Source organism: Dentiradicibacter hellwigii (genome assembly GCF_041770905.1).
Lineage (GTDB): Bacteria > Pseudomonadota > Gammaproteobacteria > Burkholderiales > Rhodocyclaceae > Propionivibrio > Propionivibrio hellwigii.
The window spans coordinates 878,670-902,898 of sequence record NZ_JBEUWX010000002.1; the positions used below are offsets into that span (position 1 = coordinate 878,670).

20 protein-coding genes are annotated in these 24,229 nt (G+C 58.0%); 6 read left to right on the plus strand and 14 right to left on the minus strand.

Annotated features, from left to right (window positions below; translation table 11 throughout):
• Positions 1 to 28: 28 nt before the first annotated feature.
• The 3 genes from argF to rpsT all read right to left on the minus strand — a co-directional run bounded on the left by argF (position 29) and on the right by rpsT (position 2,744).
• Entirely contained in the window at positions 29 to 964 is a 936-nt protein-coding gene (gene argF / locus ABCS64_RS06335; protein WP_418891032.1) for an ornithine carbamoyltransferase, read from the minus strand.
• 12 nt (positions 965 to 976) lie between these two features.
• Positions 977 to 2,149, minus strand: coding sequence for an aspartate aminotransferase family protein (locus tag ABCS64_RS06340; protein WP_418891033.1), 1,173 nt, complete (start codon positions 2,147 to 2,149; stop codon positions 977 to 979).
• 328 nt (positions 2,150 to 2,477) lie between these two features.
• On the minus strand, positions 2,478 to 2,744 hold the full coding sequence (gene rpsT, locus ABCS64_RS06345; RefSeq protein ID WP_418891034.1) for a 30S ribosomal protein S20: 267 nt from the start codon (positions 2,742 to 2,744) through the stop codon (positions 2,478 to 2,480).
• 263 nt (positions 2,745 to 3,007) lie between these two features.
• On the opposite strand from rpsT, the gene murJ reads away from it, so the two are divergent.
• Together murJ and ABCS64_RS06355 are read left to right on the plus strand one after the other, a co-directional pair.
• Positions 3,008 to 4,540 carry a murein biosynthesis integral membrane protein MurJ gene (murJ, locus tag ABCS64_RS06350; protein WP_418891035.1) on the plus strand — a complete coding sequence of 511 codons (1,533 nt, stop codon included), beginning with the start codon at positions 3,008 to 3,010 and terminating at the stop codon, positions 4,538 to 4,540.
• A 31-nt stretch (positions 4,541 to 4,571) separates the two neighbouring features.
• Positions 4,572 to 5,219, plus strand: coding sequence for a YbhB/YbcL family Raf kinase inhibitor-like protein (locus ABCS64_RS06355; RefSeq protein WP_418891036.1), 648 nt, complete (start codon positions 4,572 to 4,574; stop codon positions 5,217 to 5,219).
• A 1,429-nt stretch (positions 5,220 to 6,648) separates the two neighbouring features.
• Here ABCS64_RS06355 and ABCS64_RS06360 read toward each other — a convergent pair.
• The 7 genes from ABCS64_RS06360 to ABCS64_RS06390 all read right to left on the minus strand — a co-directional run bounded on the left by ABCS64_RS06360 (position 6,649) and on the right by ABCS64_RS06390 (position 14,350).
• Entirely contained in the window at positions 6,649 to 8,706 is a 2,058-nt protein-coding gene (locus ABCS64_RS06360; RefSeq protein ID WP_418891037.1) for a sodium-translocating pyrophosphatase, read from the minus strand.
• An 833-nt stretch (positions 8,707 to 9,539) separates the two neighbouring features.
• Positions 9,540 to 10,937, minus strand: a complete 1,398-nt coding sequence (locus ABCS64_RS06365; RefSeq protein ID WP_418891038.1) for a KAP family P-loop NTPase fold protein — start codon at positions 10,935 to 10,937, stop codon at positions 9,540 to 9,542.
• Positions 10,938 to 11,153: 216 nt separating this feature from the next.
• A complete protein-coding gene (gene kdsB, locus ABCS64_RS06370) occupies positions 11,154 to 11,939 on the minus strand; it encodes a 3-deoxy-manno-octulosonate cytidylyltransferase (protein WP_418891039.1) in 786 nt (261 codons plus the stop codon).
• A gap of 23 nt (positions 11,940 to 11,962) precedes the next feature.
• On the minus strand, positions 11,963 to 12,142 hold the full coding sequence (locus ABCS64_RS06375) for a Trm112 family protein (protein ID WP_418891040.1): 180 nt from the start codon (positions 12,140 to 12,142) through the stop codon (positions 11,963 to 11,965).
• On the minus strand, positions 12,123 to 13,193 hold the full coding sequence (lpxK, locus tag ABCS64_RS06380) for a tetraacyldisaccharide 4'-kinase (protein WP_418891041.1): 1,071 nt from the start codon (positions 13,191 to 13,193) through the stop codon (positions 12,123 to 12,125). Before lpxK ends, ABCS64_RS06375 begins: the two co-directional genes overlap by 20 nt.
• A gap of 119 nt (positions 13,194 to 13,312) precedes the next feature.
• Complete coding sequence (locus ABCS64_RS06385) at positions 13,313 to 13,732, minus strand: ExbD/TolR family protein (RefSeq protein WP_418891042.1); 420 nt, start codon at positions 13,730 to 13,732, stop codon at positions 13,313 to 13,315.
• Between the two features lie 9 nt (positions 13,733 to 13,741).
• Complete coding sequence (locus tag ABCS64_RS06390; RefSeq protein WP_418891043.1) at positions 13,742 to 14,350, minus strand: MotA/TolQ/ExbB proton channel family protein; 609 nt, start codon at positions 14,348 to 14,350, stop codon at positions 13,742 to 13,744.
• A gap of 892 nt (positions 14,351 to 15,242) precedes the next feature.
• Between ABCS64_RS06390 and xseA the strand changes: the two genes are divergently transcribed.
• Positions 15,243 to 16,559: an exodeoxyribonuclease VII large subunit gene (gene xseA, locus ABCS64_RS06395; protein WP_418891898.1), complete on the plus strand. Its 1,317-nt coding sequence runs from the start codon at positions 15,243 to 15,245 to the stop codon at positions 16,557 to 16,559.
• Positions 16,560 to 17,149: 590 nt separating this feature from the next.
• Positions 17,150 to 17,755, plus strand: a complete 606-nt coding sequence (locus ABCS64_RS06400; protein WP_418891044.1) for a hypothetical protein — start codon at positions 17,150 to 17,152, stop codon at positions 17,753 to 17,755.
• A gap of 200 nt (positions 17,756 to 17,955) precedes the next feature.
• On the opposite strand, the gene ABCS64_RS06405 is transcribed toward ABCS64_RS06400, so the two are convergent.
• Genes ABCS64_RS06405 through ABCS64_RS06415 form a run of 3 tightly spaced genes read right to left on the minus strand, consistent with a single transcriptional unit; the run spans position 17,956 to position 19,927 of the window.
• A complete protein-coding gene (locus ABCS64_RS06405; protein WP_418891045.1) occupies positions 17,956 to 18,090 on the minus strand; it encodes a hypothetical protein in 135 nt (44 codons plus the stop codon).
• Between the two features lie 21 nt (positions 18,091 to 18,111).
• On the minus strand, positions 18,112 to 18,894 hold the full coding sequence (gene trmB / locus ABCS64_RS06410; RefSeq protein WP_418891046.1) for a tRNA (guanine(46)-N(7))-methyltransferase TrmB: 783 nt from the start codon (positions 18,892 to 18,894) through the stop codon (positions 18,112 to 18,114).
• A 7-nt stretch (positions 18,895 to 18,901) separates the two neighbouring features.
• The gene (locus ABCS64_RS06415; RefSeq protein ID WP_418891047.1) at positions 18,902 to 19,927 is read right to left on the minus strand and encodes a tRNA dihydrouridine synthase; all 1,026 of its coding nucleotides are present in this window, start codon (positions 19,925 to 19,927) and stop codon (positions 18,902 to 18,904) included.
• 1,350 nt (positions 19,928 to 21,277) lie between these two features.
• Here ABCS64_RS06415 and ABCS64_RS06420 point away from each other — a divergent pair.
• Entirely contained in the window at positions 21,278 to 21,862 is a 585-nt protein-coding gene (locus tag ABCS64_RS06420) for a putative toxin-antitoxin system toxin component, PIN family (protein WP_418891048.1), read from the plus strand.
• Here ABCS64_RS06420 and yaaA read toward each other — a convergent pair.
• Positions 21,818 to 22,600, minus strand: a complete 783-nt coding sequence (gene yaaA, locus ABCS64_RS06425) for a peroxide stress protein YaaA (RefSeq protein WP_418891049.1) — start codon at positions 22,598 to 22,600, stop codon at positions 21,818 to 21,820. The genes ABCS64_RS06420 and yaaA overlap by 45 nt on opposite strands.
• Before the next feature lie 410 nt (positions 22,601 to 23,010).
• Here yaaA and ABCS64_RS06430 point away from each other — a divergent pair, with 410 nt between their 5' ends.
• Positions 23,011 to 24,186, plus strand: a complete 1,176-nt coding sequence (locus tag ABCS64_RS06430) for a DUF2863 family protein (RefSeq protein ID WP_418891050.1) — start codon at positions 23,011 to 23,013, stop codon at positions 24,184 to 24,186.
• The last annotated feature ends 43 nt before the right edge of the window (positions 24,187 to 24,229 follow it).

Here is a 24,229-nt window from a genome sequence, read left to right on the forward strand (position 1 = left end):
CCAATCCATCATGCAAATTCTGGGGCACTCAGACGCGGCCAAGCACCAGGTACTCCATCAATGCTTTTTGCACATGCAGCCGGTTTTCGGCCTCGTCCCAAACACGGCTCTGCGCGCCATCAATGACTTCCGCTGTCACCTCTTCACCACGATGTGCCGGCAAACAGTGCAGGAAGATCGCGTCCGGCCTGGCAAGACGCATCATGGCGGCATCTACCCGCCAATTGGCAAAATCGTGCAATCTGGCCTCGTTTTCTACCTCAAAGCCCATCGATGTCCATACATCCGTCGTCACGATGTCGGCGCCCCGCGCAGCCGCCAGCGGATCGGAAAAACATTCGAAATGACCGGTATTCTTTAAACCGGCCAGTTCAGGCTTGATTTCGTAACCTGGCGGGGTCGAGACATTGACCTTGAAATCCAGCGTTTCTGCCGCCTGTAGCCAGGTGTAGCACATATTGTTCGAGTCGCCGATCCAGCACACGGTTTTGCCCTGTATCGGCCCACGCTGTTCGATGTAGGTGTAAATATCGGCCATGATCTGGCACGGGTGAAATTCGTTGGTCAGTCCGTTGATAACCGGCACCCGTGACGCAGAGGCCAGACGTTCGACGATACGCTGCTCAAATGTCCGGATCATGATCAGATCGCACATTCTCGACATGACCTGGGCAGCATCTTCCACCGGCTCACCACGTCCCAGTTGCGAGTCACGGGTATTGAGGTAAATGGCATTGCCGCCAAGCTGCTGCATCCCCGCCTCGAACGACAGGCGTGTACGCGTGCTCGCTTTCTCGAAAATCATGACTAGCGTACGGTCGGCCAGCGGCCAATAGCGCTGATACCCCTTGAACTGCGCTTTGATCCAGCGCGTCCGCTCAAACAGGTAGGAAAATTCTTCGCGTGTAAAATCCTTGAATTGCAGAAAATGCTTGACGGCGGAAGTCGAATTGCCGGTTGTCATCGTCAACTCCGATTAAATCTTCAGAAAGTCGTGGATCAATTCTGCGAGACGGGCAACCAGCTCCTTCGACTCTTCTTCGGAAAACGTCAGCGGCGGCAGCAAACGAATTACCTTTTCGGCCGTTACATTGATGAGCAACCCAATCGACAGCGCACGTGTCATCAGCTCGGCGCATGGCCGATCGAGTTCGATACCAATCATCAGCCCCTGGCCGCGGATATCGACAACCCCACGGACCTCCGCCAGCGCGGCGCCCAGGCCATTGCGAATCAGCGCCCCTTGTCGGATCGCATTACCCATCAGGCCATCACGCTCGACGACGTTCAGCACCGTCAATGCCGCGGTCGTTGCCAACTGGTTGCCGCCAAAAGTCGAGCCGTGGTTACCTGGCCCGAACAACCCCACTGCCTTGCCCGCCGCCAGACAGGCGCCAATTGGTACGCCACCGGCCAAACCTTTGGCCAGCGTGGCGACATCGGGTACGATGCCAGCATGCTGAAAAGCGAACCAGGTACCGGTGCGCCCCATACCGCACTGCACTTCATCGCAAATCAGCAACCAGCCGCGTTCATCGCATAAGGTGCGCAAAGCGCGCAGATACTCGATATCCGCCATGTGCACGCCCCCCTCGCCTTGCACGACCTCGATCATGACGGCGACAATCGATGGATTCTGTTCGGCAAGCGCATGGACGGCAGCCAGATCGTTGAATGGCGCGCGGATAAAACCGGGGACGAGCGGCTCGAATCCCGCCTGCGCCTTACGGTTTCCGGTTGCCGACAAAGTCGCCAATGTACGTCCATGAAAAGCTTTTTCCATGACGATAATCTGCGGTTCATCAACGCCACGCCGGTGTCCATAAAAACGGGCCAGCTTGATTGCCGCCTCATTGGCCTCACAGCCAGAATTGCAGAAAAATACTTCCTGCATGCCTGATAGCACGGCCAACTTGTCAGCCAGCTGCTCCTGTTGCGGCATGCGGTATATATTGGAACTATGTAGTAAACGGCCAGCCTGTGCGGAAATAGCCATGATTAGGTCGGGATGGTTATGGCCGAGTGTCGACACGGCAATCCCGGCCAGTGCGTCCAGGTAGAGCTTCCCTTCAGTATCAGTGACCCAGCTCCCTTCACCGTGGCTCAATGCTACCGGCAAACGAGCGTATGTATTCATCACATGGGACATCAACGTCTCCTGATATTCCGCTCCGCTCAATAGCGGACGCTTAAAATGAAACGGCGGCTCGCGCCGCCGGAAAGATTACAAAACCAAAACCACGCAACCGCATATTCTGCTGAAATCGAAAAAATCTGCTGGAAGAATTTTCCAGCAGGAAAGGGATTCTAAGGGAAAAACTAGGGCTTGTACATCATGCCTGCGCTGCAATACGCCCAACAGCACATATTCTGATACATATATCCACTCCATTTTTCTGCCTCGTTAGACAGAAAAACAAAACGGCGTCTATAGACGCCGTTTATAACGATTCCAAATGCGCTTCAAGCGTCAAAAATCAGCCTGCAAGCGCTTTGATCTGCGCCGACAGCCGGCTCTTATGACGCGCCGCCTTATTTTTGTGAATCACATCCTTGTCGGCAATCCGATCGATCACCGAAACCGATTCTTGATAAATATTCTTTGCCGCCGCTTGATCACCAGCGAGAATCGCCTTTTGCACGCGCTTAACGGCCGTGCGCAGGGTTGAGCGCAGACTGGCGTTGTGGGCGCGATGCGTGTTGGCTTGGCGGGCGCGCTTGCGCGCTTGTGCGCTATTGGCCATGAATCTTTGTCCTAAATAGAGTAGGGGTTAATCGAAAGTGGGCGATTTTACAGTGACATGCCGCTCTGCGCAAGAATTTTGCACTCTTTAGCCCTGCCGATATTCATGCAAAATTCCCCGACAACATTCGATATCAGCACTGGACTACAGAACGCTGCCAGAATTCCTATCAAAATCGCGCCGGCGGCCGATAATATTCGAACGGCGTTAAATTGCCTGAATCCGGAAATGGAATAAGATGATGGCCTGAAAGCAAAACAACGATGAACCTGCTCAAAGCGCTCGCCACCGTCAGCGGTATGATTTTCCTTTCGCGCATTCTCGGATTCGTGCGCGACTTCGTCATCGCCCGCGTTTTTGGCGCCGGCATGATGACCGACGCTTTTTTTGTTGCTTTCAAACTGCCCAATCTGTTGCGCCGGCTTTTTGCCGAAGGCGCATTCTCACAGGCTTTTGTCCCCATTCTCGGCGAATACAAGAACAGAAGCGGTGATTCCGAGGCAAAGCACCTGATTGACCGTGTGGCGACCCTGCTGTTCCTTGTCTTACTTGGGGTCACATTGCTCGGTATGGTCGGCGCACCGTTGCTGGTATATGTTTCTGCGCCGGGTTTCACAGATGTACCGGATAAATTTGCGCTCACGGTCACGCTGACGCGCATCACCTTCCCTTATATCCTGTTCATGTCGCTGGTCGCGCTCGCCGGCGGTATTCTCAATACCTGGAGCCGCTTTGCCGTGCCGGCATTCACGCCGGTTCTGCTCAACGTCGCCATGATCGGCATGGCACTGTTTGCCGTTCCTCATTTTTCACAGCCAGTCATGGCGCTCGGCTGGGCAGTTTTCCTCGGCGGCGCATTACAGCTTGCCTTCCAGCTGCCCAGCCTCAAGCGCATCGGCATGCTGCCACGCTTCGTCCTTGACTGGCGGGATGAAGGCGTACGCCGCATTCTCAAACTGATGGCGCCAGCCGTAGTTGGCGTTTCGGTTTCGCAAATCAGTTTGCTCATCAACACCATCTTCGCTTCCTTCCTCGATACCGGCAGCGTCTCCTGGCTGTATTACGCCGACCGGTTGATGGAATTTCCCGCCGGTCTGCTGGGCGCTGCGCTGGGCACCATCCTTTTACCTTCACTTGCCAAATACCACGCCAGTGACAATACGGAGGAATACTCAAAGCTGCTCGACTGGGGCCTGCGCCTGACCTTTCTACTGGCCGCGCCCGCTGCCGTGGCACTAGCGATCATTGCCGTGCCGCTGATCGCCACGCTCTTCCATCACGGGGCCTTTACCGCCCATGATGTGCTCATGACGCGCAATGCGCTGGTCGCCTACAGCATCGGCCTGCTGGGCATGATCCTTGTCAAGGTGCTGGCACCCGGTTTTTATGCCCGCCAGAACATCCGCACGCCGGTCAAGATCGGTATTCTGACGCTCGGCATGACACAGGCGCTCAACCTGGCCTTGATCGGCTGGCTGCAACACGCCGGACTGGCGTTGGCAATCGGACTGGCGGCTTGTCTTAACGCCGCACTGCTCTACCGTGGCCTGCGTCGCCATGCCATCTATACGCCACAACCTGGCTGGCTGGCGTTTTATGGCAAACTAGCGCTGGCGCTGCTATGCATGGGCAGCGTGCTCTGGCTGGCCGGCGGTCAGGATACGGAATGGTTACGCTGGACATCTACCGAGCGCCTGCTCCGGCTGATATGGCTGGTGCCGCTCGCCGCCGCGACGTATTTCATGACACTTTTCATTATGGGCTTTCGGCTGCGGGATTTTCAACGGAAAGCCTGAACCTTTCAGCCCCCAACAAGGAGATCGCGCTATGAAACTCAGCAGCAACAGCTTCACCGAGGGTCAAAACATCCCTGGGGATTTTTCCTTTTGCCAGCCTGATCCGACGCACCATGTTTGCCTCGGCAAAAACATGAATCCGCATCTGGCATGGAGCGAAGTGCCGGAAAAAACCCAATCCTTTGCGCTGATCTGCCACGATCCGGACGTCCCGAGCCAGGGCGACGACGTCAACCAGGAAGGACGCAGCGTACCGGCCAGCCTGCCACGCATCGAATTCTTCCACTGGACGCTGATCGATCTGCCGGCAGACCTGCGCGAAATCCGTGCAGGCGAATTTTCCAAAGAAGTGACGCCGCGCGGCAAAGCCGGCCCGGCTGCGCTACACGGCGCGCGCCAGGGACTCAACGATTACACGACCTGGTTCGCGGGTGATCACGACATGCGCGGCGATTACTTTGGCTACGATGGCCCCTGCCCGCCATGGAATGACGAAATCGTCCACCACTACATCTTCACGCTCTATGCGCTGGACGTCGAGCGCCTACCGATCGAGGGCAAATTTACCGGCGCCCAAGCGCGCGCCGCCCTGCATGGACACATTCTCGCCCAGGCCAGGCTGACGGGGCTATACACGCTGAATCCACAGGTCGCCGCCTTGAATCACCCATCGGCGTGAGAGATAAAAAAGGCGCGCCCCTGAAGCCCGCGTGGAGTGGGCATCTCCGAGGGAACATACTAAAACCCTTATAAACAGGGCGCCTCCGGGTAGATGCTTTGGAGTCCTTTATCTGCTCGGGTTTCGGGGTCTTTCCCCGACATGGGAGAATTGGAAAAACGCGTGGTGCGAAAGCGCAGGCGCATCTCTAAAAAGAGGTAGCCTGAAGCCCACGTATTTAGGGCGTTTCAGAGGAGGTGCCTAAAACCCCTTTTATATTTAGGTCATCTCCAGGCACCCCGCCCGCTAGTCCTTTATTTATAAGGGTTCCAGAGGCACCTTCCCGAAAATGCCCTATCCACGCGGGGTTGCGGGCAGCCCTTTTTAAAAACCAGACAATCTATAGCGGCTCGACTTTGCCAAAAGACAAGGCGGCGAGCCGCAGACAGTACGAGTAGTACGGCAAGGCGAAGCCAACGAAGTATTTTGGCAAAGAGGGCCGCTATCGCTCGACTTTGCAAAAGACAAGGCGGTAAGCCGCAGACAGACCATTCAGTACGGCAAAGCCAGGCCAACACAGCAACGCTGTATTTTCACAAAGTAAGACGCTATTTTTTTGGTTTATGTTTTTTGATCCCCTGAACCCCGCGTATTTAGAAGGCTTTAGGGCATTTTATGTTTTCTGGTCTATTTATGCGGATTTCCAAGCATGCCCCTTTGCGTATTCGATCACTACGAAGCACCCAGAAACCCCTTTAGGCGCAGCTGCAGGCGCGGGGCGGCTTGGCGGGAACAAGGGCTTGATTGTCTGAGCGTGAGCGAGTTATCAAGCCCGCCGACAAGCGACCCGCGACAAGGAGTCTTCTGCGCCTGGGGTCGCCTTTCTTTGCTGACTTTCTTTGGCGAGATAAAGAAAGAAGGTAGGAAAGTCAGCGGGGCGCGCTGCTGCACAGCGCAACGGCATCAAGAGAAGTTTCATAGTGGGAAGGTCAGCGCGCAGGCCTTGGTAACTCCTGTACTTAAAGTATCTCAGAACACCTGTCCTGAAGTCCTTTATCCGCGCGGGTTTCGGAACATTTCCCCGACAGGGAGAGAATTGGAAAAACGGGGGGGGCGGAAGCGCAGGCGCATCGCCCAAAAAAGGTGGCCTGAAGCCCGCTTATTTAGGGCGTTTCAGAGGAGGTGCCTGAAACCCCTTATATTTAGGCCATCTCCGGGCACCCCGCCCGCTAGCCCTTTATTTATAAGGGCTTCAGAGGCCTCTGCTCGGAAACGCCCTATCTACGCGGGTTTCAGAGGAATACCCCGTAGGAATACCCAGTATCCCCCAATGACATCCCTACCGGCAGCTCAGGCATAAAAAAGGCAGCGCCCACGCGCTGCCTTTTTGCTTCTGTGAGATATGCCAGTCCGGCTGGAGTGTTTTAGCCTCCGGCAGAAGCGTTTAAGTTCAGGTCGCCAGCGGCAACATCGGCACGATCATCAGCGCCACAATGTTGATGATCTTGATCAGCGGATTGACTGCCGGACCTGCCGTATCTTTGTAAGGATCGCCAACCGTATCGCCCGTCACCGACGCTTTGTGCGCCTCCGAACCTTTGCCGCCGAAGTGGCCGTCTTCAATATATTTCTTGGCGTTATCCCAGACACCGCCGCCGGTCGTCATCGAAATGGCGACGAACAGGCCGGTAATGATCGTCCCCATCAGCAAGCCGCCCAGCGCTTTCGGCCCGAGCAACATGCCGAGCAGTACGGGAACACCAACCGGCAGCAGCGAAGGCAGGATCATTTCGCGGATGGCCGCCGATGTCAGAATACCGACCGCGCGTGAATAATCAGGCTTCGCAGTACCGTCCATAATGCCGCGGATTTCCTTGAACTGACGGCGCACTTCAAGAACGACCGCAGCGGCGGCACGACCGACCGACTCCATCGCCATGGCGCTGAAAAGATAGGGAATCAGACCGCCGATGAAAAGGCCGATGATAACCATATGATCGGAGAGATCGAAAGTCGTCACGAAATTCCGCGCTTCCAGCGCATGTGTGTAATCGGCAAACAGCACCAGCGCCGCCAGCCCGGCCGAACCGATGGCATAGCCCTTGGTGACGGCCTTGGTCGTATTACCGACGGCATCGAGCGGATCGGTCACATCACGCACTTCCTGCGGCAGCCCCGACATTTCGGCGATGCCCCCCGCGTTATCGGTAATCGGCCCATACGCATCAAGCGCCACAATGATGCCGGTCATCGACAGCATCGAGGTCGCCGCGATGGCAATACCGTATAGTCCCGCCCACTGGTGCGTCAGATAAATCGCCAGGCTGACACAGACGACGGGCATCGCCGTCGCCTTCATCGAAATCCCCAGCCCTGCGATGATATTGGTGCCATGACCGGTCGTCGAGGCTTCCGCCACATGCTTGACCGGCGAGAAATCAGTGCCGGTGTAATACTCGGTAATCCAGACCAGCAGCCCCGTCAGCACCAGTCCGACAACCGCCGAAGCAAAAATATTGAACGAGGCGAGCACGCTGCCATCGGCCAAGGTCACGCCTTCGCCGAGCAGGCTGCTCGTCACCGGATAAAAAGCCGCCAGCGCCAGACCGCCGGCCACCGCCAGCCCGCGATAGAGCGCGTTCATGATCTTTCCGCCCTCATTCGCCTTGACAAAAAAGCAGCCCGCAATTGAAGCGAGAATCGAAATGCCCCCCAGCACCAAGGGGTAGATCACCAGCCCGTCGTTCGCATTCGCTACACCCTTGAGCATCATGGCGCCAAGCACCATCGTCGCCACCACAGTCACGGCGTAGGTTTCGAACAAATCAGCGGCCATGCCAGCGCAATCGCCGACATTATCGCCCACGTTATCGGCGATCACAGCCGGATTACGCGGATCATCCTCAGGAATCCCCGCCTCGACCTTACCCACAAGGTCCGCGCCGACATCGGCCCCCTTGGTAAAAATGCCGCCGCCCAGACGGGCAAAAATCGAAATCAACGAACCGCCGAAAGCCAGCCCAACCAGCGGCTCGACGGCGCGATGAAAGTCGCCGCTGCTGTTCAGCAGGCAGGCGTAATAGCCGGCCACGCCGAGCAGGCCAAGCCCAACCACCAGCATGCCGGTAATCGCGCCACCCTTGAAAGCTACGGCCAGTGCCGGCGCAATGCCGCGCCGCGCCGCTTCGGCCGTGCGCACATTGGCGCGCACCGAAACGTTCATGCCGACATAGCCCGCCGCGCCGGACAGCAACGCACCGAGTACAAAACCAACGGCCATCAGCTTTCCGAGAAAAACACCGATCAGCACAGCCAGCACGACGCCGACAAGCGCAATCATCGAATACTGGCGATTCAGATAGGCCGACGCCCCGATCTGAATCGCATGTGCAATTTCCTGCATTTTTTCATTCCCCGGCGACAGCGAAATCACCCACCGAGTCATGAATAGTCCATAAATTACCGCAACGACTGCGCACGCCAGCGCAAATAAAAGACCTGCCGACATAGATCTCCCCAGTGAAAAGAAAGAGGCAACGCCCCAAACAAAGCAATGCCCGCATGAATTCATGCCAAGGGACAGGCCTGATTCACGCGCAGCGTCCCCGGCCGAACGCCTGGGGCGCACCACAACCGACTGTAACGCCACAGGAAGTTAACAGGAATGATTCTACGACAATCCTTCAGACCGCCGAAACGACTACAAACAAACCTACGGAAAACCACAATCCACGGCGTTTCATCCGCCACAAAAACCATACCTACGTAGAAAACCAATCCCGAAAATCGCAATGGCATGGCTACAACGCCAAGCTGCCTGGCCCGATGCCCGCGTGGATTGGGCATTTCCGCCACGATAGCTCTGGAATCCGCGTCAATACTGGGCTGGCGGGCAGGCATGCCGGAAACCCGCGTAAACAGTGGGCTAGCGGGTAGGTTGCCCGGAAACGCCCAATCTACGCCGACCTCCGGCCAGCCGTTAAAAACGCGCATCAACCAATCACTGGCTATCAGTTTATTTCGATGGGCCGGCGCCAGTCCACCGTGCTGTCTGTCTCGCGAATCCGGAAATTCGCAAACAACAGGCAGACCTCGAACAACCAATCCCTGCAGAGGGTTGTGACTTCTCCCACCATCCCCACTTGCTTAAACAATTGCGATTTAAGGTTGACTCTGGCTCAGCAAACGGCGTTGACAGCGATCCAAGACAAGCAGAACGGCAGCACACCTTGGTCTCGTTCCCTGCCTCATTCCCTTCTAATTGCCCCTCCGCATACAAGAACTATCTGGTGATCGGTAAATGCGCACGCGCATCAAATAAAATCAACAATGCCTGCCATTTCACTGTGGTTCCACCATGGCCGCCAGATCAATTTTTTTAGCCACACTGACCAGCCTGATCTCCCCACGAAAGCCACCAGTTAGTTTCTCTATCATGCCCAGAAGATCAGAAGCATGCCGCCGCTCCTCCGGCAACTTGCCGTCTTTAATCTCTTTGCACAGTTGCGTCATTCTTTTCTGACAGCGATCATGATTAGGATCGAACGCTATCAGGTAGGCGTCAATTATGATGCCAGCCCGTCCGGTTCTGAATTTTTCTCCATTGGGAAGAGAACACAGGTATTCCATCACCGTCTCTGCGGAGGCTTCTCCGGAAACCACTCTAGAAAACAGATCAGGTTTGTTGGATCGTAAAACGATCAGTAGCGCAACCAGGATCGGATCCAGATAATGATTCTCGGGTGTCTGATCCATCACGACCCGGAGTCGGGTGATGCACCTTTCACGTGCGCGGAGAGAAAGCCCAACGGCATCTGCCAGCATCGTGAAGAATTCGACGAAATTCTCCTTGTCATAAACGGTCTCTTGGTTTTTGCGTTTTGCAAAAACAGGCACCAGCCCAAAACGCTCAATCAGCGCCTCCGTATAACGCTCAGGGTGCACTGCAGGAATGCCATACTCCAGATCGATGAACCGGCGCAAGTATTCCGGAGCATTGATGCCTGAGCCATACACAGCAGCTGTGATAGCTTCGAGTTGCTGCTTGTCTATAGAAAGCACAAACACGATGTTTTGGATGTCAAAAAGATGTTTGATTCGCTCAAGCAACTTGATAGCAAAAGTCGGTCGACAGCGATCCAGCTCGTCAATAAAGAACACCAGATTTGGTTTCTTGCCAACGTTGGGAAGCTGCTTTACCGCTGCTTCAAGTTCAGCCCGGAATTTTTTGAGCAGCTCGATCTCCTGATTGAATGCATCGACAATGTCCGCCACTGTATTGGCAGTCAATTCCGAGGCGATAGCTTCGTACTCTTTCTCAAGGTCCAGTGCACCGAGGGTTGACGCCTTGATCGCGGCCATCACCCAGCGTTTAGCCAGCAGCGTGGTGACCTTCTTGACGGTTTTCAGGCGCGACCTGAAATTGTTCGCAGCTTCCTCTCCACCAAAATCAATTCTGTCAATCGACGAGACCAGCGCCACCAATGGGTCTGTGATGTAGTCCACCTTCCAGGCATTGAAATAGACGCACTGAAACTCCTTTCTTTGAAGATCTGCTATCAGCATTCGAACTAGAGTAGTTTTGCCCGATCCCCATGGAGAATCGAGCGCCATCACAAAAGGGCCGTTTAGACGCCCAATCAGTTCTGAAAGAAATTCAACAACAGGCCGTCGATCAAGTGAGTCATACTGGAATGGGTTGTCCTCTGGTACATCAAGATCGTTGATTCGATAAGTCATGCTGTTTTCCTAAAACCAATACGTCACCGACAAATTTTCGGTGCGCAGAATAAGGATGGTAAAAATTGGCATTCCACCCAGAGCTCAGGGTTTAAAGAGAGAAGAGAGTAATGAAGGCTTTTTTGCAGCAGTTAAAACCACATGGTTTTGACAACCAGAACAGGCTGCTTGCGATTACGCGTCTGCAGATAAAAATAACTGCGTCGCCCCAGCCCTCTAAGCTTCACCGCGGCCATCGGCCGCGGTAGAAAAAGCCCCCTGCATCCGTTTTGCATCTTCGGGCGTATCGACGCCGGGCAGCGGCGGATGATCGACGATCATCACACTGATGCGAAAGCCGTTGCTGAGCGCACGCAACTGTTCGAGCGCCTCGAAGCGCTCCAGCGGCGACGGCGGCAGATGCGCGAAAGCGCGCAGGAAGTGTGCCCGATAAGCATACAGCCCCACATGCCTGTAGGCGGGCAAACCTGCCGGCAGAGAAAACTTGCCGTTTTCTCCGCTAAAGTGGTCGCGCGCATAGGGAATCGGCGCACGCGAAAAATAAAGCGCATCACCATCTTCCCGGCAGGTCAGCTTGACGACATTGGGGTTGAAAAAATCGGCGGCATCGCCTAGCGGACAACCCAGCGTGGCAATATCCGCACCGCTGTCCGCCAGATGCTGCGCTGTGCGTGCAATCAACGCCGGATCGATCAGCGGTTCGTCGCCCTGCACATTGACGATGATCGTATCGTCGCTCCAGCCGCGCTGTTCGACGACTTCGGCCAGACGGTCGGTTCCCGTCGGGTGATCGGTACGCGTCATCAGCGCTGATAAACCGTGTTGTTTCACCGCTGCCAGCACCTCGGCATGGTCAGTGGCCACCCAGACTTCCTCGGCGCCCGACAATAGGCCGCGCTCGGCCACGCGAACAACCATCGGTTTACCGCCAAGATCAAGCAGCGGTTTGGCCGGCAGGCGGGTCGATGCGTAACGCGCCGGCACCACAATCTTGAACGGCATCGGTGAATCTGCCTGCGCACGCATCATTCAAGCTCGCTTTCTTCCAACGCACGCGCTTCGTCTTCCAGCATGACCGGGATATCGTCGCGAATCGGGAAAGCCAGTCGACACGGCTTGCAAACCAGTTCCGCCGCAGTTTTACGGTAAATCAGGTCGGCCTTGCAGACCGGACAAACGAGAACATCAAGCAGGCGTGCATCCATCGAGTTTCTCCACGAGCAGTCTCAGCAGCTGCGGCGCATCTTCGTCATCGAACTGCGCATCGACCGGCAATACCCAAGCCTCATCCCAAGCCTCATGCACGGGCAGCGCGGCGCATTTTACCGCATCTTTTTCAGTCATCAGCAGCACGCCATCCCGCGCAAAATCAAGGTCTGCGAGCGTATAACGGTGATGATCGGGAAATGGATGTTCGGTAAATTCCAGACCCAGCGTCGCCAGCTGTGCAAAAAAACGACATGGATCCCCAATGCCTGCCAGCGCATGCAAACGCCTGCCACGCAATGCCACCGCCGGACAATGGATATTCGGATCATGCAGCGCATAAAAATTACCTGCCGCCAAATGCATGGAAAATTGCGGCGGCAGCTCCCCGGGGAAATGGCATTCCGGCGCGCAATTCCAGACGATAGCCGTCGCTCCCCGCAGGCGCATCAGCGGCTCGCGCAACGGCCCGGCCGGCAACAGATGGCCGTTGCCAACGCCGCGCCCGTCAAACATGACGACTTCAGCACAACGACGCAGGCGGTAATGCTGCAAACCATCGTCGGCAATGATCACATTGCATTGCGGATGCGCCGCTAGCAACGCTTCCCCCGCGGCCGCCCGGTCGCGTCCAACATATACCGGCACCTGGCAACGCCGGGCGAGCAGCACGGGCTCATCGCCCGCCAGCGCAGCCGGTGTGTCGGGTACCACGGCCATAACGCCGCCCATGCCATCGGCACTCCCCGCGGCAATCTGTTGCCCGCCGTAACCACGGCTAATTACGCTCGGCCGCCAGCCGCGCGCACGCAACTGGCTGACCAGCCAGATGACGAAAGGTGTTTTGCCGCTACCGCCGACCGTCAAATTACCGACGACAATGACGGGAACGGGAAGCTGCCGGGAGCGCAGCCAACCTGACCGGAACAGCCCGCGCCGCACTGCGGAAATCCCACGAAACAGCCAGGAAAACGGCAACAGTAGCCATAACGGCCACGCAAGTCGGGCGCGATACCACAAATGGGGAAGAGAACGCGCCAGCCAGTTCATGGACGCCCACTCCAATCGGTCCGGCGGAACACCCAAGGAAGCCGGATGGCAGCCGCCAGAGGCAGGCACGAATGAAGCATCAACGCCGCACGAAATGTACGAAACGATAAAAACGGCAATCAGCGCGGCGGAGACTGGGTCGCAAAAGAGATATGCGGATACCCGGCCGCCTGTGCCGCCTGCATGACATCGATAACGCTCTGGTGCGTCGCCTTGGCGTCAGCATTGACGATGATGAGCGGCTCAGTCATGCCGCCGGCGGCACGACGCAAGGCGGCGCTGATCGAATCAACGTCGTTGGCAGACAGCGGCGACTTGTTGATCATGACCTGGCCGTTCGCCGTCACGGCGATATGGATTTCATTCGGCTGTTCGCTCTTCTTTTCGGCGTCCGCCGTCGGCAGGTTGATTTCCAGGCCGGAAAATCTGGCATACGTCGTCGTCAGCATCAGAAAAATGATGATGACCAGCAACACGTCGATCATCGGAATTAGGTTGATTTCCGGCTCATCCTGGGTATTGCCGCGTCGAAAATTCATGCCTGCCTCTCAGCCCTTGCGTTCGCCGTGAATGACTTCGACCAGGCGCAAAGCCTGCTGCTGCATTTCGACGAGGTAACCATTGACCTGCCCGCGGAAATGCCGCCAGAAAATCATACTGGGAATGGCAATCACCAGACCGAACCCGGTGTTGTACAGCGCAATCGAAATGCCATGTGCGAGCTGGGCCGGGTTACTGCCGGTCGGCGCCTGCGAGCCAAAAATCTCGATCATCCCGACGACCGTACCGAACAACCCCATCAGCGGGCTGATCGAAGCGATCGTACCCAGCGTCGTCAGGTAGCGTTCCAACTCATGCGCCACCATATTACCGGCTTCCTCGACCGACTCACGCATCACTTCGCGCGGGCTTTTAACGTTGCGCAACCCCGCCGCCAGAATCCGGCCCAGCGGCGAATCATTTTCCAGCGCGTCCAGCTTCTCTTTATTGATTTTGCCCTGACGATATTCACCGACCGCCTGCTGCAACAGCCCATCCGGCATGATTTTGGAACGCCGCAATGCAATCAGGCGTTCAATGATCAGGGCAACTGCGACGATTGAAGCAAAAAGCAAGGGCCAGATCGGCCACCCGGCAGCAAGGATGATGGAAAACACGCTTTTCTCCAGAAACTTTTTCAGGGGCGAACTTTAGCCTGTGGCGTTCTGCTCGGCAAGTCTTTTGCCGGTTTTTCATTGCTTTTGTCATTGCTGCACGCCACACCCACCCTTGGCGCACAACACATTTTGCGGAAAAGAGGCGAGCTACGACGTGTCATTATGCAATTGTGCGCAGGTCATGCGGGAAATCCGTTTATTCACAAAATCTGTGGATAACTTTGTGATTTATCGCTGAACAATCTCCTCAAACCCCGTCCAGACAAGGCTTTCGTTTACGTCGCCCTGAAAATAAGCAAAAAATAAAAATCTATTTAAATCAAATGATTAAAATTTAATACAGAAATATCAATATCTTACCTACCCTATACCTGACAATTTTCGGCACATCCGGACATCCCGCCTAAAAATGTGCATAAAACCGTTGATTTGGCAATTTAATGCCGCTATCCCGCACAGAATGCTGCATGAACATGGCTCCGGTACCGGAATAAACGCCGGGGTGGACATGAAACGCAGGCATCAAACCCATCGGTATCCCTAAATTCACACTTAGCCCATACTTTTACGGCTCGGCCGCCTCAATGACGTTCATGTGCTCTCGTCGTTCCTTTCTGGTCTCTTTCTTTTTGATCACTTTCTTTTTCCCTTCTCCCCACCTTTCCCTTTTTCTCGCAACGCTCTAAATTCCCTCTAAAATGGGCGCATGAGCCACCACCAGATACCACGCAAAACCAGATTTCGCACGCCCCCCTCGCCCTTGACGGGCGATTTGTTCGCACAACCTGCTGCTCAGGCCGCCGCATCGCCTGTTTTGTCCGCATCCGCTGCCACATCGCCGCCGCGCCCCACGCCGGCGGCGACAGCAACAGCCGCTGCATCCGCGCCCGTCATTCCGGTTTCCCGACTCAACCGTCTGGTGCGCGAACGGCTTGAGGCAGCGTTCCCGCTGTGTTGGGTTGCCGGCGAAATCTCTAATCTGAGCTACGCCGCCTCCGGCCATGTCTACTTCTCGCTCAAGGATGCCGAAGCCCAGGTTCGTTGCGCCATGTTCCGCAACCGCGCCCAGTTGCTCGGCTGGCGGCTGGCCGACGGGCAGCGCGTTGAAGCACGCGCGCTGGTCACCCTGTATGAAGCGCGCGGCGACTTTCAACTCAATGTTGAAAACCTGCGTAAAGCCGGTCTGGGCGATCTGTACGAACGCTTCCTGCAACTCAAAGACCGGTTGACGCGCGAAGGGCTGTTTGCCCTCGAACACAAGCGTCCGCTCCCCGCGTTTCCGGGCGCCATCGGCATCATTACTTCGCCGCAAGCCGCAGCGCTGCGCGACGTGCTGACCACGCTGGCTCGCCGCGCGCCGCATGTGCGCCTGATCCTCTATCCGACGCCTGTCCAGGGCGAAAGCGCCGCGGCGCAGATTATCGACGCCCTGAACCAGGCCAACCGCCGCGCCGAATGCGATGTTCTGATTCTTTGCCGAGGCGGCGGCAGTCTGGAAGATCTCTGGGCGTTCAATGATGAAGCACTGGCGCGCGCCCTCCGCAACAGCGCCTTACCGGTCATCGCCGGCATTGGCCATGAAACCGACGTCACGCTTGCCGACTTTGCCGCCGATCAGCGCGCGCCGACGCCCACCGCCGCCGCCGAACTGGCTGCGCCCGAACGCGCCGCGCTGCACCGCCGCCTTGATGCCGGTCATGCCGCCCTCTCCCGGCAAATCCGGCATATTCTGGAGCTGCGCGGCCAGCAGCTCGATCTATTGGCCGGCCGGCTCATCCACCCTGCCCGGCGGCTGGCAACGCAAAGCGAACAATTACACACGCTCCGGCAGCGCCTAAACGGCGCATTGCGCCTGCAAAGCAGCCGCCAGCAGCAGACGCTCGCCGAATTGGCGCACCGTCTGCGCCTCGGCCGGCCGCGCACTGCGGAACGCCTCCGCCAGCTCGACACACTGCGCGAATGGTTGTCGGCGCGCTGGCGCCGCCATCTGAATACGCGGCAAGAGCAGCTCTCCCGCCTATCCGACGGCCTTTCGCATCTCAATCCGCACGCCGTACTCGCCCGCGGTTACAGCATCGTCACCGACGCGCACGGCCGCATCGTCCGCGACAGCCAAACACTGGCGGAAAACGAACACATCCGCATCCGCCTGTACAAGGGCGCACTCAACGCACGTGTCGAAACAGCCGAACAGGAAAATCAAAAATAAAGGCTGGCGGCATGCCGCGACGCATTTCATCATCGTCCGGTCTGTCGTGTCCTGGCTTCCCTGCGCTTTCTACGACCTTCTCCTGCCTACCCTTCGCCCACGCTTCACGGATGTCCTCTCATTCTCCGCAACGCCGGTGCGTAAAAAGACCGCGCTCACGTGACCGCGAACGTTCCGCTATCCTCCGACACATTGCGAACAAGGATTGCGCTGATATGCGCCGAGGCCGCCTGGTGGCGCTGCCGCTGTTCGCTGATTGCAGATTGCCTGGAAGCTTGGGGCTGGACGATTTTGCACATCCCCGGCATGAGTCAAACGAAGGCGCATCCCTGCACATCGCCGGTAATCATTGTCGGCAACCAAGTCATCTATACGCAGCCGTCCGGGAAAAAGCAGGAGCCTTCAGATCCCCAGCCAATATCGACGCCGGCTTCCACTCCGCCATCCCGAAAATACGGCTAAATCATGTGCAGGCAAGTCAAGAAGTGCAAAAAATGCAAGAAATTCCGGATAACTTCTCAACCCCGGCGTCAAAACATCACGCCAACTCAATTTTTATGCGCGGCATACGGAAATCTTCAGGTGCTCTCATGCCTTCCATCGAAACGCATCCGCTCCCCCCTTTCCTGCCCGAAAACGCCAGGCTGCTGATGCTCGGCTCATTCCCGCCGCCGCAAGCACGCTGGAAGATGAATTTTTATTACCCGAACTTCCAGAACGATATGTGGCGGATTTTTGGCTGGGTGTTTTTCGGCGACAAAGCCCATTTCATCGCCGCGAACACCGCCGAAAAACGATTCAGAGAACCGCAGATTCGGGACTTTCTGAGCAAGACGGGAATCGCCTTCAGCGATGCGGCATACCGCGTGCGGCGGCTACAGGGCAATGCTTCGGACAGGTTTCTGGAAGTCGTCGAGCCGGTCGATTTGGCCAAGCTGCTCTCCCGCCTGCCCGCGTGCCGGAACATTGCCACGACAGGCGAACTGGCGACGGATACCTTGCTCTCGCTGCTGCCGCCCGCAACGGCCAAACCGGCCATTGGTCAACCGGCGGAAACAGAATTTGCCGGCCGAACGCTCAAACTCCACCGCCTGCCGTCCTCTTCGCGCGCGTACCCGCTGGCGCTGGAAAAGAAAGCGGCAGCGTATGCAGGATTTTTCCGGGAAATCGGACTGCTTGAGGACGGCATCACCTGAATGGGATACCGGCTGAACGCCGGAGCATTACCTGTTTTTGCGATGGCCTATCTTTGCGATGCGCCGTCTTTGTGCCTCGCTCCTTTGGGCATTTTCCCGTTCAATTTCCCCGTTTATATTGCGGGCGCGCGCCGTTGCCAAACCGACCGCGTTACCCGCCTGGCAAAACGCTCTTGCATGAGCAGGGGGCTCCAGGTTCATCAACGCGGCAGCACCGCACGCGCACGCCACAGCGCATGTCCGGAATCCCGGTATTTACGCTCGAACGGCGTCTGCGGGCCGCCCTGCGCCGCCAGCATCTGCGGAGTTACCCGCCTGGCAAAACGCTCTTGCATGAGCAGGGGGCTCCAGGTTCATCAACGCGGCAGCACCGCACGCGCACGCCACAGCGCATGTCCGGAATCCCGGTATTTACGCTCGAACGGCGTCTGCGGGCCGCCCTGCGCCGCCAGCATCTGCGGAGTGAGTAACTCGCAATGGATAGGCACACCGCTCAACGCACGCACCGCAAGGCAGAATTCCTCGATATAAATCCGCCAGTTGCTGCGGCATTCCAGCGTACCGCCGAGCGCCAGCAAAGCGGGAAAAACCGGGTGCCCATGCCAGCGGCGCGACAGATGGCCGATCTTCGGCCAGGGGTTCGGGTAAAGCAGATAGTGCCGGTCAAGCCGGATGCCCGCCTCGCCCAGCAGCCGCCAGTAATCGACGAGATCGGCGCGCACGAGGTCGAGGTTTTCCGGCAGTCCGCCTGTTTTACCATCGATCCGGCGGGCCAGCCGTGCAGCCGACTGATCGACGCCAATCACGTAATGATCGGGAAAAGCGCGCGCCAGCCGAATGCTGCTCTCGCCGACGCCGCAGCCGGCATCGAGAATCAGCGGCGCCTGCGGCGCATGGCGTTCGCGCCGCGCCATGCTGGCGGCAAAGGCCGCCCGGTTGTAATCGGCATAAGGTTTGCGGAACGGTGCGCCACGATGCCGCTCGAGTACGGCGAGCAAACGCTCATGAACAGCGGACTGCGCGCTCACGGGAAGGCGGGAACAGCCGGCCCCATGCCTCGCAACGCCGGCCGCAGCATCGGTAGACGCATCGAAATCAACATCAGCAAAACGCCCGGAATGGGTAACTTCCGCAGACATGACAGCCTCACCCCTCGCCAATGTGATGCCGCGCCAGCACGGCCGTCACCGAGGCGGCATCCGGCAGCGGGCGCACTGCCTGGTACAACGCCTCGGCCTCGGGAAAGCGCCGGCACAGCAGCTTGAGCCACATCTTGAGCCGTCCCGGCGCATGGCAGGGCAGCACCTTTTCCGGCAAACGCCGCCAGTATTGCGCCAGCAAGGGGGCGAGCGCCGCCCAATCTGCACAATCCGCGCAATTCGCACAACTCGTCGGATTCGTCGAATTTATTGAATCCGACTCGCACGCGCCTTCCGGCGTGCCGTCCAGAAATGCGCGGATACGCCGCGCCAGAAAAGGATCGGCCACCGCACCGCGTCCAAGCATGACCGCAGAGCACCCCGTCACGGCCCGGCAGCGCAGGTAATCGTCCAGCGTCCATACTTCGCCGTTGGCAATTACCGGAATCGCCACCGCCTCACGGATATAAGCCACCCATTCCCAATGCGCCGGCGGCCGGTAAAACGCATCGCGCGTGCGGGCATGCACAACCAGGTGCGACGCGCCGCCCGCGGCAATGGCGCGCGCGCAGTCGAGCGCCCTGGCCGTATCGCGGATACCCAGCCGCATCTTGGCCGATACCGGGATCACCGCCGGCACGGCCTGCCGCACGGCCGCCACAATACGCCCAATCCGCGCCGGATCGTCCAGCAAGGCCGCGCCCGCGCCGTGCCGGTTGACCTGCGGCACCGGACAACCGAAATTGAGGTCGATGCCCGGCGGCGACAGGCGCGCAAGCTGCGCCGCATTGTCCGCCAGATCGTCGGGATCGCTGCCGAGCAACTGCACATCGACCGGCACGCCGGAAGGCGTCCGCCCGCCGTGATCCAGTTCCGGGCTGACGCGCCGGAAACTGCGCAACGGCATCTTCGGCCCGGAAACGCGCACGAACTCGCTCACCGCCGCATCATAGCCGCCCACCTGCGTCAACACATCGCGCAACAGCCAGTCGGCCAGGCCTTCCATGGGCGCAAGAATAACGCGGGCGGTCATGGCGCACAGAAAAGGGAAAAAAATTCGGGCATTGGCACGGGACTTGACACAAGGCTTGACACGAAAAATCGACGCGGCGCGAACAAGCGCGGAAAAAACGGAAACGGATTTTACCCGCCTACGCTCGCGCCTTGCGCCTTCCCCCCGCCCCAATCCGCGCATTTCCAGAGCGGCACTCTGCGACCCTTGCAAACGGGTATCTCAGAGGGGTTGCCCGAAGTCCCTTATCCATGCGGGTTTCCGGGGAGGCGCTCTGAGATGCCCTATCCACGCGGGGTTCCGGGCAGGCGCCCTAAAATCCTTTATTCACGCAGGTTCAGAGAGTTGGTCGGGTACGGCGTTCCGGTTTATGTTTTTTGATGCCCTGAGTCCCACGTATTTAGAGGGCTTCAGGGCATTTTATGTTTTCTGCCCTGTTTTTACGGAATCTAGAGGGATGCTCTGAAGCCCTTGTAAATAGGGCATCTCAGGGTGCTTGCCCTGAAGTCATTTATCCGCGCGGGTTTCGGGGCATCTCCCCGACAGGGGGAAAATTAGAAAAACCCAGGGGTGAAAGCGCAGGCGCATCTACCAAAAGAGGTAGCCTGAAGCCCGCCTATTTAGGGCATCTTCAAGTGGGGTGCTCTGAAGTCCTTGTAAACAGGGTATCTCCGGATACCCTACCCGGAGATCCTTTATTCATAAGGGTTACAGAGGTGCCTGCCCGGAAACGCCCTATCCATACGGGGTTGCGGGCAGCCTTTTTAAAAGCCAGACAATCTATAGCGGCTCGACTTTGCCAAAAGACAAGGCGGCGAGCCGCAGGCAGTACAAGCAGTACGGCAAGGCGAGCCAACGCAGTATTTTGGCAAAGGAAGCCGCTATTTCAGAAAGGCGCGGGGGAGCTTGGCGGGAACAAGGGCTTGATTGTCTGAGCGCAGCGAGTTGTCAAGCCCGCCGCCAAGCAACCCGCGGCAAGGGGTTTTCTGCGCCTCGGGGTCGCCTTTCTTTGCTGACTTTATTTGGCGAGATAAAGAAAGAAGGTAGGAAAGTCAGCGGGGTGCGCTGCCGCACAGCGCAACGGCATCAAGAGAAGTCTTGTGGGTGGAAGTCAGCGCGCAGGCTTTAGTAATTCTTGTTGTTTAGTTTCAGGGTACCTACCCGCTAGCCCGCGTATTTAGGGCGTTTCAGAGGAGGTGCCCGTAAACCCCTTGTAAATAAGGCGTCTCCGAGGAGTATGCCCTGAAACCCTTATAAATAGGGTGTTTCAGAGGCACCTACCCGGAAGCCCTTTATTTATCAGGGCTTCAGAGGAGGCGGGAAAATATCTGGCGCGACCTGCCGGCTCCGCCGCCTGCCTTTTTCGGTACCATGTCTGCCGCCATTCTTTTTTTTCCGCCCGCCATGTCTTCAACGCTACCGCCGCCTTCCGGCAGCCCTCTCTACCAGCCTTTCCGCCTCGTTCTCGACACCAATATCGTCATGGATCTATTGCATTTTGCCGATCCGCATACGGCGGCGCTGGCGGACGGGCTGAACAGCGGGCGCCTGCAATGCTTCACCGACGCGGAATGTCTAGCGGAACTGGCGCGCGTCGCCGGATACCCGGAATTTGGATTACACCTTGCGGCGCAAAACGCCCTGCTGGCACGCTACTGCCGTCTGGCGTACCGATGTGAAGCCGGCGAAGCGGCGGACGGTGCCGGCGACGCCCCTATTCACTTGCCACTGCCACAATGCCGCGATCCCGACGACCAGAAATTCCTCATCCTCGCCGGGCGCTGCCGCGCCGACCTGCTGCTCACGCGCGACAAGGCCCTGCTGCGCCTGGATGCCTCGCCCAGCATCCGGCCGGCGCATGCGCGGCTCCCCTTCCGCATCGTCACGGCTGCGGCGGCCGGCCCGATGCTTTTAGGCGGACACGCGGCGCCGGAAGACCCAGCGTCGCGCATCTGAGGCCGCCGCGTCGAAGCAGTACCCCTGCGCAGAAAACTCCTTGAGACCTTCGGCCGAGGACAATCGCGCCGTGATGGCAAAGCGCGCCATGAGGCCGCGGGCGCGCTTGGCATGAAAGCTGATGACTTTGTAGCGGCCGCCTTTCCAGTCCTCGAACACCGGCTGGATAACGGGCGCGGACAGGCGGCGCGGATCGATCGCCCGGAAATACTCTGCCGAAGCCAGATTGACCAGCGTTGCCGCCTGGCCGGGCAGCGCCCGATTGAGCGCCTCGGTGAGGCGATCGCCCCAGAAGGCATACAGATCCTTACCGCGCGCATTCTCCAGGCGCGTGCCCATTTCCAGCCGATACGCCTGAATCAGATCCAGCGGCCGCAGTACGCCGTACAGGCCAGACAGAATGCGCACATGCCGCTGCGCAAAATCGAAATCGGCAGGCGATAGCGCGGACGCATCCAGCCCTTCATACACGTCGCCGGCAAATGCCAGCGCCGCCGGCTTGGCGTTATCCGGCGTAAATGGCGTCGACCAGGCGCTATAGCGGCCGGCGTTCAACACCGCCAGGGCGTCGCTGATGCCCATCAGCCCGGCCAGCGCGTCGGGCGAGAATTCGCGCAAACGCGCAACCAAGATGCGCGACTGATCAAGTAACTCCGGCGTTGTCGCGGCAAGCCCGGCGAGATTCGGTGGCATCGGAGCAAAATCCAGCGTCTTGGCGGGGGAAAGGATGATGAGCATGGTTTGCCTCTGAAATTTTCACTTTATGTTTTGTGATGCCCTGAAGTCCTTGTATTTAGGGGGCTTCAGGGCGATTTATGTTTTCTGCCCTATTTGCTCGGGTTTTTGGGCGGTGCGCCGAACGCGCAAATAGCGGCTTAATTTTGCCAAAAGACAAGGCGGCGAGCCGCAGGCAGTATGAGTAATACGGCAAGGCGAGCCAACGCCGTATTTTTGGCAAAGGAAGCCGCTATCGCTCGACTTTGCCCAAAGACAAGGCGACAAGCCGCAGACAATATGCGCAATACGGCAAGCCCCGGCCAACACAACAACACAGTATTTTGGCCAAGGAAGCCGCGATGCAAGAGCCGAGCGGAATTTTACGGGATAATAGCGAATCCTCCGTTACCGCTTTTTTCTCGCTATTCACTATGAAACGAACACGCATTTCTTCCCGCAAACGCATTTCCGCCAATGCCGTCGAACTGGGGCGGCTGGCCGTCTGCCTTGCCGAATCCGGCAGCCGGCTGGAAGATGCCTTTCTGGAAAAGCAACTGCGCGCGCTGATTCTGCAGCTGCTGGAAGACGGCGCGGAAGACGATCTCAACGCCGCACTCGACCGATTGTTCGACTCGCACGCCGCCGCGCATGACTGCCTGGCCGACATGATCGAGGACTGCGCCGAATCGGTCACCCTGACGCATGAAGGGAAAACCGTCGATCTCATGCTGTTCTGCGTGCCGATTCTCGCCTGGTCGCGCTTTTCGATTCCTTCCGGCGCGATCCCGCGCAGTACGCAGCAGATGCTGGAAGTCCAGCTTGGCGCACACGTTTTTTCGGCGCATACGCAGATCGCGCTGGCCGATTATCTGTTCAGCCCCGACCAGTTGCCGCATACCTTCGTCGATACCTGGCAGCTGATGCACACGCTTTCCCAGGCGGCGCTCAAGCGCCTGCCCGTGCATTTCGACGCCTCGAGCCTGCCGGAAACCAACCCGTTTTTGTCCGACACGCGCTATCTCATCGGCGCCATCGCCATAGCGCACGGCGAGCCGCTGTTTCACTGGAACGAAGACCTGCGCGCAACGCGCGAATCCGCGCTCAAGGAATGGACCCGGCAGGGCGGCCCCTGCCTGGAGCCGCTACTCACCGGCTGCGCCTTCCAGCCGCTGCTGGCCGATGCCTATCACGCCGCCTGCCGCGCCGCCGACATGGCCTCGCGCCCCTATTCGCTGCACGCTTCGATCGCCTTCCTGCAAACGATGCTCGGCAAATCGCCGGAATCACTGCGCGTGGTGGTCGGCGCCTTCTACGACAAGCGTCTCGAAGAGTACCGCATCAGCTTTGGCCCGCGTGACGGCGAGGCGATCTTTCACGGCGTCATCTGGCCGCTGCTCGGAAATGAGGATGAAAACACCGATGTCGTCACCGAGGTGGAAAACCTGCTGCGCGAAGCCGGCATCAAGGAAGTCATCGTGCACGAGCAGCAGTTTCCTTTTGAATTCTGCGATGACTGCGGCGCACCGCTCTACCCCAACGTGGAAGGCGAATCAGTGCATGCCGAACTGCCGGAGCAGAACAACCCGTCCTCGCAAACGCTGCATTGAGAGGTATTAAGAATTCAGACGCAGGCGCCATGCACCGCCCCCG